The following is a 16,177-nucleotide window of genomic DNA, read 5'->3' as shown; positions in this document are numbered from 1 at the left end:
ACCTAGCTACCGCGGTACGTCGAATAGCTGTAGGGCGAGATCAGCAAGGGGACGTGGTAGTGGTCTTGCTCGGCGCTGATACCAAAACGCAACACCACCACATCCAGAAATGCCGGCTCCGGCAACGTCACACCTCGGGCGCGGTAGTAATCGCCCGCACTGAACTGCAACTGATAAACACCCGAACGATAATCGGCGCCCTCCAGCAAGGGTGCATCGCAACGGCCGTCGCTGTTGGTCAGCGCAGTTGCCACCCGCTCCAGCTGAGAACCCTCAACCCGATACAATTCGACCTTGATTGAGCTGCCTGGGCAACCGTGTGCGGCATCTAAAACGTGTGTCGTTAAACGTCCCATTGATTCTGCGTGCCTGGCCAACAATCGCCTGCCAAGGCCTCGCGCCTCCCGGAGTCAATTAATAGATAGGGGCCGCCGCACCTTTGCGGATAACGGCGAAGTCACGATTAAGACATTTATCAAAAAAATTGTACACAATTAAAATCGCAATTTTGCGTAGCCCTTGAACCACGCGGGCTGACGAGCATTAGCGGTCTAAACCGAAGCCCTACAAGACTTTGTATTCACGACATGACCAATCAGGCAGGTTTCTTGCAGGTACACATCCAACACAAACCATGATAAAAATGCAAAAAATCAGGCTTACAAAGTGTTAATAAAGTTGTATACAATCAGTCCATCGCAGTGACGCCAGGTTTGGCCAATCGACTGTCAACACCAACAATAAGGAAGACTGAGTGAGCGCTGACTACCCACGCGACCTGATTGGTTACGGTCCCAACCCTGTACACCCGCATTGGCCAGACAACGCCCGTATCGCTCTGTCGTTTGTTCTCAACTACGAAGAAGGCGGCGAGCGCAACATTTTGCATGGCGACAAAGAGTCAGAAGCCTTCCTTTCGGAAATGGTCTCGGCGCAGCCACTGCAAGGCGAGCGCAACATGAGCATGGAGTCGCTGTACGAATATGGCAGCCGTGCTGGCGTGTGGCGGATCCTCAAGCTGTTTCGCGAGTTCGATATCCCGCTCACTATCTTTGCCGTGGCAATGGCCGCCCAGCGTCACCCGGATGTGATCCGAGCCATGGTTGCTGCCGGACACGAGATTTGCAGCCACGGGTACCGCTGGATCGACTATCAGTACATGGACGAGACCCAAGAGCGTGAACACATGCTCGAAGCAATCCGCATCCTTACTGAAATCAGCGGCGAACGCCCACTGGGTTGGTACACCGGCCGCACTGGCCCCAACACCCGTCGCTTGGTGATGGAGGAAGGCGGCTTCTTGTACGACTCCGACACCTACGACGATGACCTGCCCTATTGGGAACCGAACAACCCCACTGGCAAGCCGCACTTGGTGATCCCCTACACGCTGGACACCAATGACATGCGCTTCACCCAAGTACAGGGTTTCAACACTGGGGAGCAGTTTTTCCAATACCTCAAAGACGCCTTCGATGTGCTGTACGCCGAAGGCGCCACGTCGCCAAAAATGCTGTCAATCGGCCTGCATTGTCGCCTGATTGGTCGCCCGGCCCGTCTGGCTGCGCTCAAGCGCTTCCTTGAGTACGCCAAAGGCCACGACCAAGTCTGGTTCGCCCGCCGTGTCGACATCGCCCGCCACTGGCACGCCACTCACCCTTTTGCCGCAGAGACCGCCCAATGAGCACCTTCAAAACCCTCAAGCCTTCAACCCTGAGTCGTGAAGCGTTCGTGGCAGCTTTTGCGGATATTTATGAGCACTCGCCCTGGGTTGCCGAAAAGGCTTATGACTTGGGCCTGGATGCCAGCGTCGATCACATCGAAACCTTGCATCAGCGCATGAGTGACATTTTGTTGAGCGCAGATCACGCCAGCCAGCTGGCACTGATCAACGCTCACCCGGACCTGGCGGGCAAAGCTGCCGTTCAGGGCCAACTGACCGAAGCCAGCACCCATGAACAAGCTGGCGCCGGTATTCACCAATGCACGGCCGAAGAGTTTCAACGCTTCACCGAGCTGAACGAAGCCTACAAAGCCAAGTTCAAGTTTCCCTTCATCATGGCGGTAAAAGGCAGCGACCGGCATCAGATCCTCGCCGCGTTCGAGACGCGCATCCATAACCCGGCAGACGCCGAGTTCAAATGCGCGTTGGCAGAAATCAACAAAATAGCCCTGTTCCGATTACTCCAGCTCTAAGCCGAGCCGGCACCTGCCGGTCAGGCATCTCCAGCCACTTATTCAAAGGCAGACCAGAAGAATGAAAGCTTACGCCGTACCGTTCGAGAAGTTCGTCAACTTGGCCGACGCCCGCCTGGGCACCAAAATCATCTCCGTGACCGATGATTGGTTCGCCGACGCCAACCGCCTGTTTCAGCCGACCCCGGCCGTATGGAAGGAGGGCGTTTTCGATGACAACGGCAAGTGGATGGACGGCTGGGAGTCCCGCCGTAAGCGCTTTGAAGGCTATGACAGTGCTGTCATCCGCCTTGGCGTGCCAGGCTCGATCAAAGGCGTAGACATCGACACTTCATTCTTCACCGGCAACTTCCCGCCATCGGCTTCCCTTGAAGCGTGCTTCCTGGCCGAAGGCGAGCCTACTGCAGACACCCAGTGGACTGAAGTGTTGTCAGCCGTTGAGCTGCAAGGTAACAGCCATCACTACCACGAGATCAACAACGATCAGGCCTTCAGCCACCTGCGCTTCAACATCTACCCGGACGGCGGTGTCGCACGTCTTCGCGTCTACGGCATCCCTTTCCGCGACTGGTCGGCCATTGGTGACAACGAACAGGTTGACTTGGCATCGGCCCTGAACGGTGGACGCGCCCTCGCCTGCTCCGACGAGCACTTCGGCCGCATGGGCAACATCCTGAACCCTGGCCGCGGCATCAACATGGGCGATGGCTGGGAAACCGCACGTCGCCGTACGCCGGGCAATGACTGGGTAATCGTAGCTCTGGGCCATGCGGGCGAGATCGAAAAAATCATCATCGACACCCTGCACTTCAAGGGCAACTACCCGGACAGCTGCTCGATTCAAGGCGCATTCGTCAAAGGCGGCACCGACAACCAGATCGAAACCCAGAGCCTGTTCTGGCGTGAGCTGCTGCCGAGCCAAAAAATGGAAATGCACGCTGAGCACACCTACAGCGAGCAACTGAAAAACCTCGGCCCGATCACCCACATTCGCCTCAACTTGTTCCCGGACGGTGGCGTCAGCCGCCTGCGCGTTTTGGGCAAAGTCGCGAAGTAATGCTGAGCCTGTAGTTGCTGGCGCAGCCTGCGAGCTTTTGATCTTAAAAGATCGCAGCCTGTGCCAGCTTCTGCGGGTTTACGCGGCTGATAACAACAGAACAGACACCACAGAATTCGAATAAGAAGGCAGACCATGCGCACATTAACGATTGAACCTTTGACCAAAGAAGCCTTCGCCCCCTTCGGTGACGTAATTGAAACCGACGGCAGCGATCACTTCATGATCAACAACGGTTCGACCATGCGCTTTCATCGTCTGGCCGAAGTCGAAACAGCACATCCAGAAGACAAAGCGATCATCAGTATCTTCCGCGCTGACGCGCAGGACATGCCGTTGACGGTTCGCATGCTGGAGCGCCATCCGTTGGGCAGCCAGGCTTTTATTCCGCTGCTCGGCCACCCCTTTCTGATCGTGGTCGCGCCCGTTGGCGATGAACCTGTATCAGGCTTGGTCCGCGCCTTTGTCAGTAATGGCAGGCAGGGCATTAATTACCATCGCGGCGTCTGGCACCACCCGGTGCTGACGATCGAAAAGCGGGATGACTTCCTGGTGGTTGATCGCAGTGGCACAGGCAATAACTGCGATGAGCATTTCTTTAAAGAGGATGAGCTGCTGATCCTCGCCCCCCACCAATAAGAGAAGGTCCGATGACCCACGCAAGGGTCACGGGCAAGAGGTAGAGACTGTGGAAGCACATTTAATGGAATGGCTGAATCTGAGCGTGCGCTGGATTCATATGATTACTGGCGTGGCCTGGATCGGTGCGTCGTTTTACTTCGTCTGGCTAGAGAACAACCTCAACCGGGCCAACCCCAAAGACGGCCTTTCAGGCGATTTATGGGCCATCCACGGCGGCGGTATCTACCACCTCGAAAAATACAAACTGGCTCCCCCGACCATGCCGGAAAACCTGCACTGGTTTAAATGGGAAGCCTATTTCACCTGGATGTCGGGCATCGCCCTGCTGTGCTTGGTGTTCTACTTCAACCCGGCGCTGTATCTGATTGCTCCGGGCAGCACCCTGAGCGGCCCTGAAGCCGTGGCCATCGGCATCGGTTCGTTGGTCGCTGGCTGGTTTGTTTATGACTTTTTGTGCGACTCCGCATTGGGCAAACGCCCGGCGTTGCTTGGTTTGATCCTGTTTGTGCTGTTGGTGGCCGCAGCGTTTGGCCTGAGCAAAGTGTTCAGCGGACGCGGCGCGTATCTGCACGTGGGCGCCATTATCGGCACCATCATGGTCGGTAACGTGTTCCGCATCATCATGCCTGCCCAGCGCGCGCTGGTGGCTGCGATCAAAGAAGGCCGCTCCCCCGACCCGGCACTGCCAGCCAAAGGCTTGCTGCGTTCGCGTCACAACAACTACTTCACCTTGCCGGTGCTGTTCATCATGATCAGCAACCACTTCCCGAGCACCTATGGCAGCCAATACAACTGGCTGATTCTGGCCGGGATCGCGGTACTGGCGGTGCTGGTTCGTCACTACTTCAACACCCGTCACGACAGCCATAAGTTTGCCTGGACCTTACCCGTCGCAGCACTCGGGATGATCTGCCTGGCTTACGTCACTGGCCCCAAGCCTGCACCGACAGCCCCTGAAACAGCCAAAGTCATCAAGTACCAGCCGATCCCGGAAACAGCCGTCAGCGGGGCCAAGCCAGACTCCACGCCGGCTCCGGCCGCTGCACCGGCCGCTACGCCAGCAGCCCCTGTGGCCACGGTTGATTTCGAAAAGGTTCATGTGGTGATTCAAGAACGCTGCGCTGTGTGCCATTCCGCTAAACCCACCAGCCCGCTGTTTAGCGCGGCACCGGGCGGGGTGATGTTTGATACCGCGCAACAGATCAAGCTGATGGCACCTCGCATTCAAGCTCAAGCCGTCGCCAGCCAGATCATGCCACTGGGCAACATTACCCAAATGACCCAACAAGAACGTGACCTCATCGGTGCCTGGATCAACACAGGAGCCCAAACCAACTGATAGCACTCTGAGTGTGTGGCCGCCGCCGTTGGGCGGCCACTGAACCACACCACTAGCTCACAACAATAAAAAAGACCGAGGTGTTGCATGTCCGATTTAACCGAACCGCGCATAGCCGCCGTAACCGCTGCTCCACCCATACAGCGGTTGCCACTGTTGCAACTGATTCTGGTCGGTTTGCAACATGTACTGCTGATGTATGGCGGTGCGGTTGCCGTGCCGTTGATCATCGGACAAGCCGCTGGCCTGAGTCGTGAAGAAATCGCCTTTTTGATCAACGCCGACCTGTTGGTGGCGGGAGTCGCAACCATTGTGCAATCGCTGGGTATCGGCCCGATGGGCATTCGCATGCCGGTGATGATGGGCGCCAGTTTTGCCGCTGTCGGCAGTATGGTGGCAATGGCCGGTATGCCGGGCATCGGCATGACAGGCATTTTCGGGGCAACCATTGCGGCAGGCTTTTTCGGGATGATCATTGCGCCCTTCATGTCCAAGGTGGTGCGTTTCTTCCCACCGCTGGTGACCGGCACCGTGATTACATCCATCGGTTTATCGCTGTTCCCCGTGGCCGTGAACTGGGCCGGTGGCGGCAGTGCCGCCGCGCAATTTGGCTCACCGATTTTTCTGTGCATCGCGGCGCTGGTATTGGGCACCATCTTGTTGATCAACCGCTTCATGCGCGGGTTCTGGGTCAACATTTCGGTGCTGATCGGTATGGCCGTGGGCTATGTGCTGTCTGGCGCGCTGGGCATGGTTGACCTTAACGGCATCGGCCTGGCCCCTTGGTTTCAGATCGTCACCCCTCTGCATTTCGGCATGCCTGAATTCCACTTGGCGCCGATCCTTTCCATGTGCCTGGTGGTGGTCATCATTTTTGTAGAGTCCACCGGGATGTTTCTGGCGCTGGGCAAAATCACCGGCCAGGAAGTCACCCCTCGCATGTTGCGTCGTGGCTTGCTGTGTGATGCTGGCGCGTCATTTATGGCGGGCTTTTTCAACACCTTCACTCACTCTTCTTTCGCTCAGAACATCGGCTTGGTGCAGATGACTGGCGTGCGTTGCCGCTCAGTGACCATCATGGCGGGCATCTTCCTGATTACCTTGAGCCTGCTGCCAAAAGCCGCCTTCCTCGTGGCCTCCATCCCCCCGGCCGTGCTGGGCGGTGCCGCTATTGCCATGTTCGGCATGGTCGCCGCGACAGGGATCAAAATCCTGCAAGAAGCCGACATTGCCGACCGTCGCAATCAATTGCTGGTGGCTGTCAGCATCGGCATGGGCCTGATTCCAGTGGTACGTCCCGAGTTCTTCGCTTACTTGCCGCAATGGATGGGCCCTATCACCCACAGCGGCATTGCGATGGCTGCGGTCAGCGCGGTATGCCTGAACCTGCTGTTCAACGTGCTGGGCGGCGCCGAGCGCGCAGCCATGAGCGGCCACGTTCACCCTCTGTAAAGGCTACCCCGCAGGCTGCGATCTTTTGATCTGATCAGATCGCCAGCCTGCGGGACTCCCGTAGGGAGCATGCCGACGCATCGCGGTAAAACAATAATAAAAAGGAGTGACTCATGAACTGCAAACACTGGGGCGCCATGCTCGCGGGTGGGGTTTTGGCTGCCAATCAGGCAATGGCAGGCGATTTGTTTCTGTGGCAAACCAACAGCCTGACATACCTGTACGGCAAGAACTTCGCGATCAACCCTTCGATCCAGCAAACCATCACCTTCGAGCACGCCGATAAATGGAAGTACGGCGACAACTTTCTGTTTGTCGATCGTATTTTCTACAACGGTAAACCCGACCGTAACAAAGGCCCTAACACCTATTACGGCGAGTTCAGCCCACGCTTGTCATTCGGCAAAATCCTCGACCAAAAACTCGAATTCGGCCCTATCAAAGACGTGTTGCTGGCCATGACTTACGAATACGGCGAAGGTGACAGCGAAGCCTATTTGATCGGCCCGGGCTTTGACTTGGCAGTGCCTGGCTTTAACTATTTCACGCTTAACTTTTATCGCCGCCACACCGAAGGCCCGCGTCCCGGCACGGGCGTCTGGCAGATCACTCCGTCGTTTTCCTACAGCATTCCGATGGGCCGCTCCAACCTGCTGATCGACGGTTACATAGACTGGGTGGTCGACAACGACCAGAACTCACGCGGCACCTATCACGCCAACCTGCACTTCAATCCGCAGATCAAGTACGACTTGGGCAAAGCGCTGAATCTGGGCGAAAAACAGCTGTATGTCGGTATCGAGTACAGCTACTGGAAGGACAAATACGGCATTGAAAGCAGTGGCCGTTTGGACACCAACCAGAACACCGCCAGCGCCTTGGTTAAAGTGCACTTCTGAGTGACATGCCGTGCGCGCCCTGTGATTGCCCGCGCTGAGCAATCACAGGGCACTTGAGTGCAGCCGCAAGAGCCAGTATTCTCCGCGGCCGCTCATGGTGAGCGGTGTTTAAAGCTGACTTTAAAGCCAACTTAATACGTTTAAATCAAGCGCTGCGACTTGTTCGCCTCTTGCCAGACTCAACTGTCTTACGACAGCCGAGCGGCTTTTTTTGGTCGTTTTTCAGACTTGGCTCAGCACTTGCTTTAAATATTAAAGTTGACCGTAAAGGCAAGTTTTAAAACAGGAACCAAGACGCCGTAACAGAGCGCCACGTTCCCATTAATGCAGAACACTTTAATTTTGGAGCAACCGAATGAAGCGCACTCTTACCAGCCTGATGCTAGCGGGGAGCTTGTTGGGCGGGGCTCCGGCAGTCGCCGGGGACCTGTTGCAATGGCAAACCAATAGCCTTACTTATTTGTGGGGTAAGAACTTCCAGGTGAATCCATCGATTCAACAAACCCTGACGTTCGAACACGCAGACAGCTGGAAGTACGGCGATAACTTCTTCTTCCTCGACCGTATTTTTTACAACGGCAAAGAAGACGGTAATGTCGGCCCCAACACTTACTACGGGGAATTCACCCCCCGTTTATCGTTTGGCAAAATCTTCGACCAGAAGTTGGAGTTTGGCCCAATCAAAGACGTGCTGCTGGCCATGACGTATGAGTTTGGCGAGGGCGATACCGAAGCCTATCTGATCGGCCCGGGTTTTGACCTGAATGTGCCGGGCTTTGATTACTTCCAGTTGAACTTCTACCAGCGCTTCCCTGAAGGTAATCGCCCAGGTAAAGGCGTATGGCAAATCACTCCGGTGTGGTCTTACACCCTGGCGCTGGGTAACTCGGATGTGTTGATCGACGGTTACATGGATTGGGTGGTCGACAACGACAAAAACGCGCGCGGCACCTACCACGCCAACCTGCACTTCAACCCGCAGATCAAATATGACTTGGGCAAAGCGCTGAGCTGGGGCGCCAAGCAGTTGTACGTCGGCGTCGAGTACGACTACTGGAAAAACAAATACGGCATCGAAGACAGCGGTTCATTCAAAACCACTCAGGACACCGCAAGCCTGTTGGTCAAGTACCACTTCTGATGCTCAGGCCTGCGCTGGCTTAATGCGGCGCAGGCACTTGCAACAAACCCCGCAGCATCAGGTCAAGGCTGTCCAGTGCGGCCGCCAGACGCTGCGGGGGGTTGTCGGCCCCGGCAATCCAGAACGAAGCATCCATCAACCCGCCTTGGATCAATCGCGCCAATGCCTCAGGGTCTGTGTGTTGAATCACCTGCGTCGCCATCAAACCTTCAAGCATGGCCGCCATCGACCCGCAGCACTGCGACTGGCTGCTCTGCAAATACTCAGAGCCCAGCACTGAAGGTGCATCGCGCAGCATGATTCGCTGCACTTCAACTTGCAGCGCCATTTCCAGAAACACCCGGCAACGCCCCTTAAAGCCCTCCCACGGGCTGGCTGCGCGCTCAAAGACGTGCGCCAACTGCGCGTCCAGCTCGCCATCAACCTGCTGCACCACTGCCTGCAATAACCCCTTCTTGTCACCAAAATGGTGATACAGCGCACCGCGGGTCAGGCCAACCGAAGCGGTTAATTCATCCATTGAGGTATTGGCATAACCTGCCGAACCAAATGCCTGACGCGCAGCCTCCAGCAACTTGGCACGGGTTTGTTCAATCATTTGGGTACGCGCTTTGGGCGCCATAGCTGCCACCTATTTTGGGATACGCGCCGTATGTTAATTGACATACGCTACGTATGCGTATATTTCTGCATACGCCGCGTATGTCAGAACTCACCAGCGACTGCATTTGAAACGCGGCCCCCTTTATTGTTGCGGAGCTTGTATGGCTAACCCTTATCGCGAGATTTTCAGCGCCCCCGGCACCAAGGCTTTTTGTGCCGCCGGCCTGATCGCACGCATGCCGATTTCCATGACCGGAATCGGCATCATCACCTTGCTGGCGCAGTTACGCGGCTCGTATTGGCTGGCCGGCGCCGTGGCTGCGACCTTTGCCTTGTCGATGGCGTTGCTCGCGCCGCAAATCTCGCGCTGGGTTGATCGTTACGGCCAAGGCCGCGTTTTACCCGGGGTCACCGCTGTGGGCGTGTGCGCGCTGCTCGCACTGCTGCTGTGCAGCCACTTGGGCACCCCTGATTGGACGCTGTTTGTATGCGCAGCCTTTGCTGGCTGTATTCCCAGCATGCCGGCGATGGTGCGGGCTCGCTGGACTGAGCTGTACCGCGGCTCTCCTAAATTGCACACCGCTTTCTCGTTTGAATCGGTGCTCGATGAAGTGAGCTTCATCATCGGCCCGCCCATCTCGGTCGGCTTGAGTGTGGCGGTTTTCCCACAGGCTGGCCCCTTGCTCGCAGCTATTTTGCTGGCGGTCGGCGTAACTGCATTTGTGCTCCAACGCCAAACAGAACCGCCGGTGCATGCACGCAGCACTGAGCACACTGGCACCGTTTTACGTCAGGGCGCAGTGGTGATTTTGCTCATGGTGCTGCTGGGCATGGGCACCATTGTCGGCACGGTCGATGTGGTCAGTGTCGCCTTCGCTCAGCAGCAAGGTCAGCCCGCCGCTGCCAGCATTGTGTTGTCGGTCTATGCGCTAGGCTCGTGCGCTGTCGGCCTGGTATTCGGCACGTTAAAACTGAACATGCCGTTGCCCAAGCTGTTTTTGCTCGGTGCTTTGGCCACCGCCATTACGGTCGTGCCGCTGATGTGGGTCAGCAGCATTGCCACCTTGGCTGCTGCCATGTTTGTGGCGGGCTTGTTCTTCGCCCCAACCCTGATTACCGCCATGGGACTGGTCGAAAACATCGTACCGCCCGCCAAGCTGACCGAAGGCCTGACGTGGATGATCACAGGCCTGGGCATGGGGGTCGCACTGGGCGCAGTGATCGGTGGCTGGGTCATCGACGCTTTTGGCGCTCAAGCTGGGTTTGGCGTATCACTGGCGGCGGGCGGCGGGGTGTTGTTGTTTGCCGTGCTGGGCTACCGCCTTTTGCAAAAAAGCACACACCCAAGCGCCGCTGTCTGTGCCTGAACACCCGTTGTGTGCTCGCGGTGACAGGGGCATTTTTCCGGCCAATAGCATTATTTTTCGTATGGCTATTATTTTTCCCCCGATGCGGCCGATAAAAAGAGAGTTACCTTTCATCAAGACGCTCTGTCTCAAGCCCTCGGGAGTACAACCGGATGTTCAACAGCCGATGGCGCCAACGCTGCGCCAATCTTGAAACGCAGGTAAATGCGTTAGAGCAGGAGAAACAGGCCCTTGAACAGGATGTTCAAGCCCTGCGTGCACAGGTCCTTCAAGACCGCGATCAACAAGAAGTGCTTAACCACTACGAACGCTACCAACAAGACTTGCACAGCAAGCTGGAGCGTTTTGACGAGTCGCTGCAAAAAACCCGTGACGGCGTGGTTGCTCAGGCCGAAAGCCTGCAAGGCGAAGTCGTGCATTTGCGCGAGAACAGTAATGTGTTCGCCCAAACCTCGGAATTGCTGGGCGGGTTCTCTTGCTCACTGGAGCACATGGCCGGTCAGGGCATCAACAGCGTGCAAAGTGTGGGGGTTCTGCGCCAGCGTGTCGGGGAGATCAGCCGTATTGTCGAGCTGATTAAAGCGGTGTCTGAACAAACCAATCTGCTGGCCCTTAACGCTGCCATCGAAGCCGCCCGTGCAGGTGAACAAGGCCGCGGCTTTGCTGTGGTTGCTGATGAGGTTCGGGCACTGGCGCAACGAACCAATGGTGCCACTCAAGAAATCAGCCTGCTGGTGACCAGCATCAACCAGGAAACCGCAGCCGCCAGCGATTGCATCGAAATTCTGTCCACTGAAGCCTCACGCTTGTCTGGCGACGTGTCGCGCTCAGCGCAAACCCTGGACGAGATGATGACCCTGGGCGAGCACATGGGCCAACTGATCGAAGGCATTGCTCTGCGCTCATTTTGCGAATCAGTGAAGCTCGATCACCTGCTGTTCAAGCTGATGGTTTATCAGCGCCTGTTCAAACAGGACGACAACGTGCAGCTCTCAACCCACACCACCTGCCGGCTGGGCAAATGGTATCTGACACCTGAAACGCAAGCGTTGTATGCCAATGACCGTAACTTCCAGCAGCTCAACGAGCCGCACCGGATTGTGCATGAAACCGCGCACAACGCACTGCACGCAGCCCAGGAACAAAACTGGAGCAAAGTGCTGCTGGAAATCAACGACATGGAGAACGCCAGCCTTAGCGTCAGCACCTTGCTCGATAGTTTGAGCCATTAACCCTTAGGCTTAAGCGCCCGCCAGACCTTGCTCACAATGGCCACACCGGCTAACACCACAGCACCCGCAATGATGCCCGCCACGGCGTTGAGCAAGGTCGGCACTACCATAGACGCAGCGCCCAACCACTGGGCGCTGCTTTGCGCGACACCTTCAACCCAGTGATGCAACACAGGCACGCCGTGGGTCAAGATCCCGCCGCCGACCATAAACATCGCAGCCGTACCAATCACCGACAAGCTTTTCATCATGTAAGGCGCCGCGCTCAGCACGCCCCGACCGAAACTGCGTTGTGCCCGCGGCCACACACCGTCGCCGGTCTTCTGGCTCAAGTACAAGCCGCCGTCATCAAGCTTGACGATGCCACCCACCAGCCCGTAAACACCCACTGTCATCACAACCGCAATCCCGGACAACACGATGACCTGCTGCACCAAAGGTGCCTGAGCCACAATCCCCAAACTGATAGCGATAATCTCGGCAGACAAAATAAAGTCCGTGCGGATCGCCCCTTTGATTTTGCTTTTTTCAAAAGCCTCCAGATCAACCGTCGGGTCAGCCAGCGCCTCATGCACCGCTTGTTGCGAACCATGCTCCTGCGTTTTACGGTGCATGAACGTGTGCGCCAGCTTTTCAAAACCCTCAAAACACAAGTACGCACCGCCCACCATCAATAACGGCGTGACTGCCCACGGCACAAACGCACTGATGGCTAAGGCGGCGGGCACCAAAATCAACTTATTACGAAACGAGCCTTTAGCGACCGCCCAAACCACGGGCAACTCGCGTTCGGCGCGCACCCCAGACACTTGTTGCGCATTGAGCGCCAAGTCGTCACCCAGCACGCCGGTGGTCTTTTTGGCGGCCATTTTGGTCATGAGCGCGACGTCGTCGAGTACGGCGGCAATATCGTCAAGCAATAACAGCAAGCTACTGCCAGCCATAGGTCAGCATCCCTTTAAGATTGAATGGCGTACAGCATAGCGTGCGCCCGCAGCAAAGCGGCAATCTTGAGCGGCTTACAGGCCCGGTGCTACCATGCCCGACCGCCCGAGCAGGCAAGGAAATACCCGGTCTATGAGCAGTATCCGCGAGCGTAATAAAGAACTGATTTTGCGTGCCGCCAGCGAAGAGTTTGCCGACAAGGGCTTTGCTGCCAGCAAAACCAGTGACATCGCGGCCAAGGCTGGGGTGCCAAAGCCCAATGTTTACTACTACTTCAAGTCCAAGGAGAACCTCTATCGCGAGGTGCTCGAAAGCATTATCGACCCGATTTTGCGTGCTTCGACCCCGTTTAACGCCGACGGCGAGCCTAATGAAGTACTGAGCAATTACATCCGCTCAAAAATTCTCATCTCCCGTGACTTACCCTTTGCCTCAAAAGTGTTCGCCAGCGAAATCATGCACGGCGCCCCCCACTTGAGTGCGCAGCAGGTCGAACTGCTCAATGCTCAGGCCAAACACAACATCGACTGCATCCAGAGCTGGATTGATCGCGGCCAAATTGCCCCCATCGACCCGCACCACTTGATGTTCAGCATCTGGGCGGCAACCCAGACCTACGCAGACTTCGACTGGCAAATTTCGGCCATCACCGGCAAAGCCAAGCTGGACGACAGCGACTACGAAGCGGCCACCCAGACCATTATTCGGTTGGTCTTGAAAGGCTGCACCCCGGACTAAACATCGCAGCCTGCAGCCGCTCAAACGAAGCGTGCTGTTAAACCACTACTCCCGCATCGGCCCGCAGGCCTTGGGCTTCAATGGCACTGATTGCGCATTGTTCATCAATGTCCGAGGTGTCGCCGCTGATACCAATGGCGCCAATCACTTGGCCCTGATCATCACGAATCAGCACGCCTCCCGGCGCCGGCACCACGTCGCTCTGCCCCATACCATTGAGCGCCGCAAAAAACGCCGGGCGCTGCTGGGCATCCAAAGCCAATAAACGCGAGCCCTTGCCCAGTGCAATCGCACCCCAGGCTTTACCAATCGCAATATTGGGGCGCAATAAACTGGCGCCGTCTTCACGCTGCAATGCCATCAAATGCCCACCCCCATCAAGCACCGCCACCGTTAACGGTGCGGCGTTGATTTGTCTGGCGGCGCTGAGGGCCTGAGCGGTCAGGCTTAAAGCGACTTTCAAGGTTAAAGCACTCATGGTTGCCGTCCTTATATTGTTATCGGAAAGTCTTTTTTGCGTCATGAATGACACTCTCAATAAGACCAATAGAACACAATATAAAATCACTTTGTATACAATTTTTAATGATATAGAGAAGATATTTCATGCAGACCGCCTAAAACAGGGACTCTAAAGCAATCACCTTCGTTTTCATAAAACCCATTGACCTGCACAGCAGAGGGTGAATACACTCGCCTCACAGCCACTTGTATACAATTACAAAACGTAAGAGGCACAAAGCAATGAGCAAAATGAGAGCAATCGAAGCCGCCGTTTTGGTGATGCGTCGCGAAGGTGTCGATACCGCATTTGGTATCCCGGGCGCCGCCATCAACCCGCTGTACTCAGCCCTGCAAAAAGTGGGCGGTATCGATCACGTCCTTGCTCGCCACGTCGAAGGCGCCTCGCACATGGCCGAGGGCTACACCCGCACCAAGGCGGGCAACATCGGTGTGTGCATCGGCACTTCAGGCCCGGCAGGTACCGACATGGTGACGGGCCTCTACAGTGCCTCGGCCGACTCGATCCCGATTCTGTGCATCACCGGTCAAGCACCGCGAGCCCGCATGCACAAAGAAGACTTTCAGGCTGTGGACATCACCAGCATCGTTAAGCCCGTCACCAAATGGGCGACCACTGTGCTGGAGCCGGGTCAAGTGCCTTACGCGTTCCAAAAAGCCTTTTACGAAATGCGCTCCGGGCGCCCCGGCCCCGTGCTGATTGACCTGCCGTTTGATGTGCAAATGGCCGAAATTGAATTCGACATCGACGCCTACCAGCCCCTGCCACTGGCCAAGCCTTTTGCCAATCGGGTTCAAGTCGAAAAAGCCCTGACCATGCTCGACCAGGCCGAGCGCCCGCTGCTGGTGTGCGGCGGCGGCGTGATCAATGCTGATGCCTGCGAACTGTTCGTGGAGTTCGCCGAGTTGACGGGCATTCCTGTCATCCCAACCCTGATGGGCTGGGGCACGATTGCCGACGATCACCCGCTGATGGTGGGCATGGTCGGCCTGCAAACCTCGCACCGCTATGGCAACGCCACCTTGCTCAAGTCTGACGTAGTGCTGGGCATCGGCAACCGCTGGGCCAACCGCCACACCGGTTCGGTGGAGGTCTACACCGAGGGCCGCAAGTTCATTCACGTAGACATAGAGCCGACGCAAATTGGCCGCGTGTTTAACCCAGATTTGGGCATCGTTTCTGATGCAGGTGCTGCACTCAAGGTATTCCTTGAAGTAGCGCGTGAATGGAAAGCCGCTGGCAAGCTGAAAAACCGCAGCGCATGGCTGCAAGACTGCCAACAGCGCAAAGCTACCCTGCATCGCAAAACTCACTTCGACAACGTACCCGTCAAGCCGCAACGCGTGTACGAAGAGATGAACCAAGTGTTCGGCAAAGACACTTGCTACGTCAGCACCATCGGTTTGTCGCAAATTGCCGGCGCGCAATTTCTACACGTTTATAAGCCTCGGCACTGGATCAACTGCGGTCAGGCCGGCCCGTTGGGTTGGACCATTCCTGCCGCACTGGGCGTGGTCAAGGCCGACCCCAATCGCAACGTCGTGGCATTGTCGGGCGATTATGACTTCCAGTTCATGATCGAAGAACTGGCGGTGGGTGCGCAGTTCAACCTGCCGTACATCCACGTTGTGGTGAACAACTCCTACTTGGGCCTAATCCGTCAGGCTCAGCGTGGTTTCGAAATGGACTACTGCGTGCAACTGTCGTTCGACAACCTCAACGCCCCCGAACTCAATGGCTATGGCGTGGATCACGTCGCTGTAGCTCAGGGTCTGGGCTGTAAAGCGCTGCGCGTGTTTGAGCCGGATCAAATCCAGCCAGCCCTGCGCAAAGCTCAAGCGCTGATCAAAGAATTCCGCGTGCCGGTAGTAGTCGAGATTATTCTGGAGCGCGTGACCAATATTTCGATGGGCACCGAGATCAACGCTGTCAATGAGTTTGAAGACTTGGCCTTGGTGGGTAACGATGCACCGACCGCCATCTCGATGCTCGACTAACCAGACCCTCGCCCTCCCCCAAAAGGTTGAGGGCGATTAAACATTG

General features: G+C 56.5%; 16 protein-coding genes and 1 pseudogene. 13 read left to right on the top strand and 4 right to left on the bottom strand.

Going from position 1 to position 16,177, the window contains the following annotated elements; all coding sequences use genetic code 11:
* Positions 1 to 2 precede the first annotated feature (2 nt).
* Positions 3 to 356, bottom strand: coding sequence for a hydroxyisourate hydrolase (gene uraH / locus ACZRJQ_RS00735; RefSeq protein ID WP_463976509.1), 354 nt, complete (start codon positions 354 to 356; stop codon positions 3 to 5).
* Between the two features lie 398 nt (positions 357 to 754).
* Here uraH and puuE point away from each other — a divergent pair, with 398 nt between their 5' ends.
* From puuE to ACZRJQ_RS00695, 8 genes are all read left to right on the top strand, one after another.
* Positions 755 to 1,684: an allantoinase PuuE gene (gene puuE, locus ACZRJQ_RS00730; protein ID WP_463976508.1), complete on the top strand. Its 930-nt coding sequence runs from the start codon at positions 755 to 757 to the stop codon at positions 1,682 to 1,684.
* A complete protein-coding gene (gene uraD, locus ACZRJQ_RS00725) occupies positions 1,681 to 2,196 on the top strand; it encodes a 2-oxo-4-hydroxy-4-carboxy-5-ureidoimidazoline decarboxylase (protein WP_463976507.1) in 516 nt (171 codons plus the stop codon). Before puuE ends, uraD begins: the two co-directional genes overlap by 4 nt.
* A 61-nt stretch (positions 2,197 to 2,257) precedes the next feature.
* Positions 2,258 to 3,253 (top strand): allantoicase, encoded by a 996-nt coding sequence (gene alc, locus ACZRJQ_RS00720; protein ID WP_463976506.1) that lies wholly within the window; start codon positions 2,258 to 2,260, stop codon positions 3,251 to 3,253.
* A gap of 135 nt (positions 3,254 to 3,388) precedes the next feature.
* Complete coding sequence (locus ACZRJQ_RS00715) at positions 3,389 to 3,892, top strand: ureidoglycolate lyase (protein WP_463976505.1); 504 nt, start codon at positions 3,389 to 3,391, stop codon at positions 3,890 to 3,892.
* Positions 3,893 to 3,941: 49 nt separating this feature from the next.
* Positions 3,942 to 5,234, top strand: coding sequence for a urate hydroxylase PuuD (locus tag ACZRJQ_RS00710; RefSeq protein ID WP_463976504.1), 1,293 nt, complete (start codon positions 3,942 to 3,944; stop codon positions 5,232 to 5,234).
* A gap of 87 nt (positions 5,235 to 5,321) precedes the next feature.
* Positions 5,322 to 6,686: a nucleobase:cation symporter-2 family protein gene (locus ACZRJQ_RS00705; RefSeq protein WP_463976503.1), complete on the top strand. Its 1,365-nt coding sequence runs from the start codon at positions 5,322 to 5,324 to the stop codon at positions 6,684 to 6,686.
* Between the two features lie 113 nt (positions 6,687 to 6,799).
* Positions 6,800 to 7,585: an outer membrane protein OmpK gene (locus ACZRJQ_RS00700; protein ID WP_463976502.1), complete on the top strand. Its 786-nt coding sequence runs from the start codon at positions 6,800 to 6,802 to the stop codon at positions 7,583 to 7,585.
* A gap of 355 nt (positions 7,586 to 7,940) precedes the next feature.
* A complete protein-coding gene (locus tag ACZRJQ_RS00695; protein ID WP_463976501.1) occupies positions 7,941 to 8,726 on the top strand; it encodes an outer membrane protein OmpK in 786 nt (261 codons plus the stop codon).
* 19 nt (positions 8,727 to 8,745) lie between these two features.
* Here ACZRJQ_RS00695 and ACZRJQ_RS00690 read toward each other — a convergent pair whose 3' ends face one another.
* A complete protein-coding gene (locus ACZRJQ_RS00690; protein WP_463976500.1) occupies positions 8,746 to 9,348 on the bottom strand; it encodes a TetR/AcrR family transcriptional regulator in 603 nt (200 codons plus the stop codon).
* Positions 9,349 to 9,490: 142 nt separating this feature from the next.
* On the opposite strand from ACZRJQ_RS00690, the gene ACZRJQ_RS00685 reads away from it, so the two are divergent.
* The 3 genes and pseudogenes from ACZRJQ_RS00685 to ACZRJQ_RS00675 all read left to right on the top strand — a co-directional run bounded on the left by ACZRJQ_RS00685 (position 9,491) and on the right by ACZRJQ_RS00675 (position 11,928).
* Positions 9,491 to 10,696 carry an MFS transporter gene (locus ACZRJQ_RS00685; protein ID WP_463976499.1) on the top strand — a complete coding sequence of 402 codons (1,206 nt, stop codon included), beginning with the start codon at positions 9,491 to 9,493 and terminating at the stop codon, positions 10,694 to 10,696.
* 569 nt (positions 10,697 to 11,265) lie between these two features.
* Positions 11,266 to 11,535: pseudogene (locus ACZRJQ_RS00680) on the top strand (methyl-accepting chemotaxis protein); the annotation flags it as partial.
* 9 nt (positions 11,536 to 11,544) lie between these two features.
* Positions 11,545 to 11,928 (top strand): CZB domain-containing protein, encoded by a 384-nt coding sequence (locus ACZRJQ_RS00675; RefSeq protein ID WP_463976972.1) that lies wholly within the window; start codon positions 11,545 to 11,547, stop codon positions 11,926 to 11,928.
* Here ACZRJQ_RS00675 and ACZRJQ_RS00670 read toward each other — a convergent pair.
* Positions 11,925 to 12,872, bottom strand: a complete 948-nt coding sequence (locus ACZRJQ_RS00670; RefSeq protein ID WP_463976498.1) for a DUF808 domain-containing protein — start codon at positions 12,870 to 12,872, stop codon at positions 11,925 to 11,927. The genes ACZRJQ_RS00675 and ACZRJQ_RS00670 overlap by 4 nt on opposite strands.
* A 133-nt stretch (positions 12,873 to 13,005) precedes the next feature.
* Between ACZRJQ_RS00670 and ACZRJQ_RS00665 the strand changes: the two genes are divergently transcribed.
* Positions 13,006 to 13,611 (top strand): TetR/AcrR family transcriptional regulator, encoded by a 606-nt coding sequence (locus tag ACZRJQ_RS00665; protein WP_463976497.1) that lies wholly within the window; start codon positions 13,006 to 13,008, stop codon positions 13,609 to 13,611.
* A 37-nt stretch (positions 13,612 to 13,648) separates the two neighbouring features.
* Here the strand turns inward: ACZRJQ_RS00665 and ACZRJQ_RS00660 are convergent, their stop codons facing one another.
* Positions 13,649 to 14,089: a GlcG/HbpS family heme-binding protein gene (locus tag ACZRJQ_RS00660; protein WP_463976496.1), complete on the bottom strand. Its 441-nt coding sequence runs from the start codon at positions 14,087 to 14,089 to the stop codon at positions 13,649 to 13,651.
* 266 nt (positions 14,090 to 14,355) lie between these two features.
* On the opposite strand from ACZRJQ_RS00660, the gene gcl reads away from it, so the two are divergent.
* Complete coding sequence (gcl, locus tag ACZRJQ_RS00655; RefSeq protein WP_463976495.1) at positions 14,356 to 16,131, top strand: glyoxylate carboligase; 1,776 nt, start codon at positions 14,356 to 14,358, stop codon at positions 16,129 to 16,131.
* Positions 16,132 to 16,177: the final 46 nt, after the last annotated feature.

It is taken from the genome of Pseudomonas sp. E315 (genome assembly GCF_055406205.1).
Note: the sequence above shows the minus strand (reverse complement) of the source record. Positions and strands in the feature narration are given on the sequence as shown.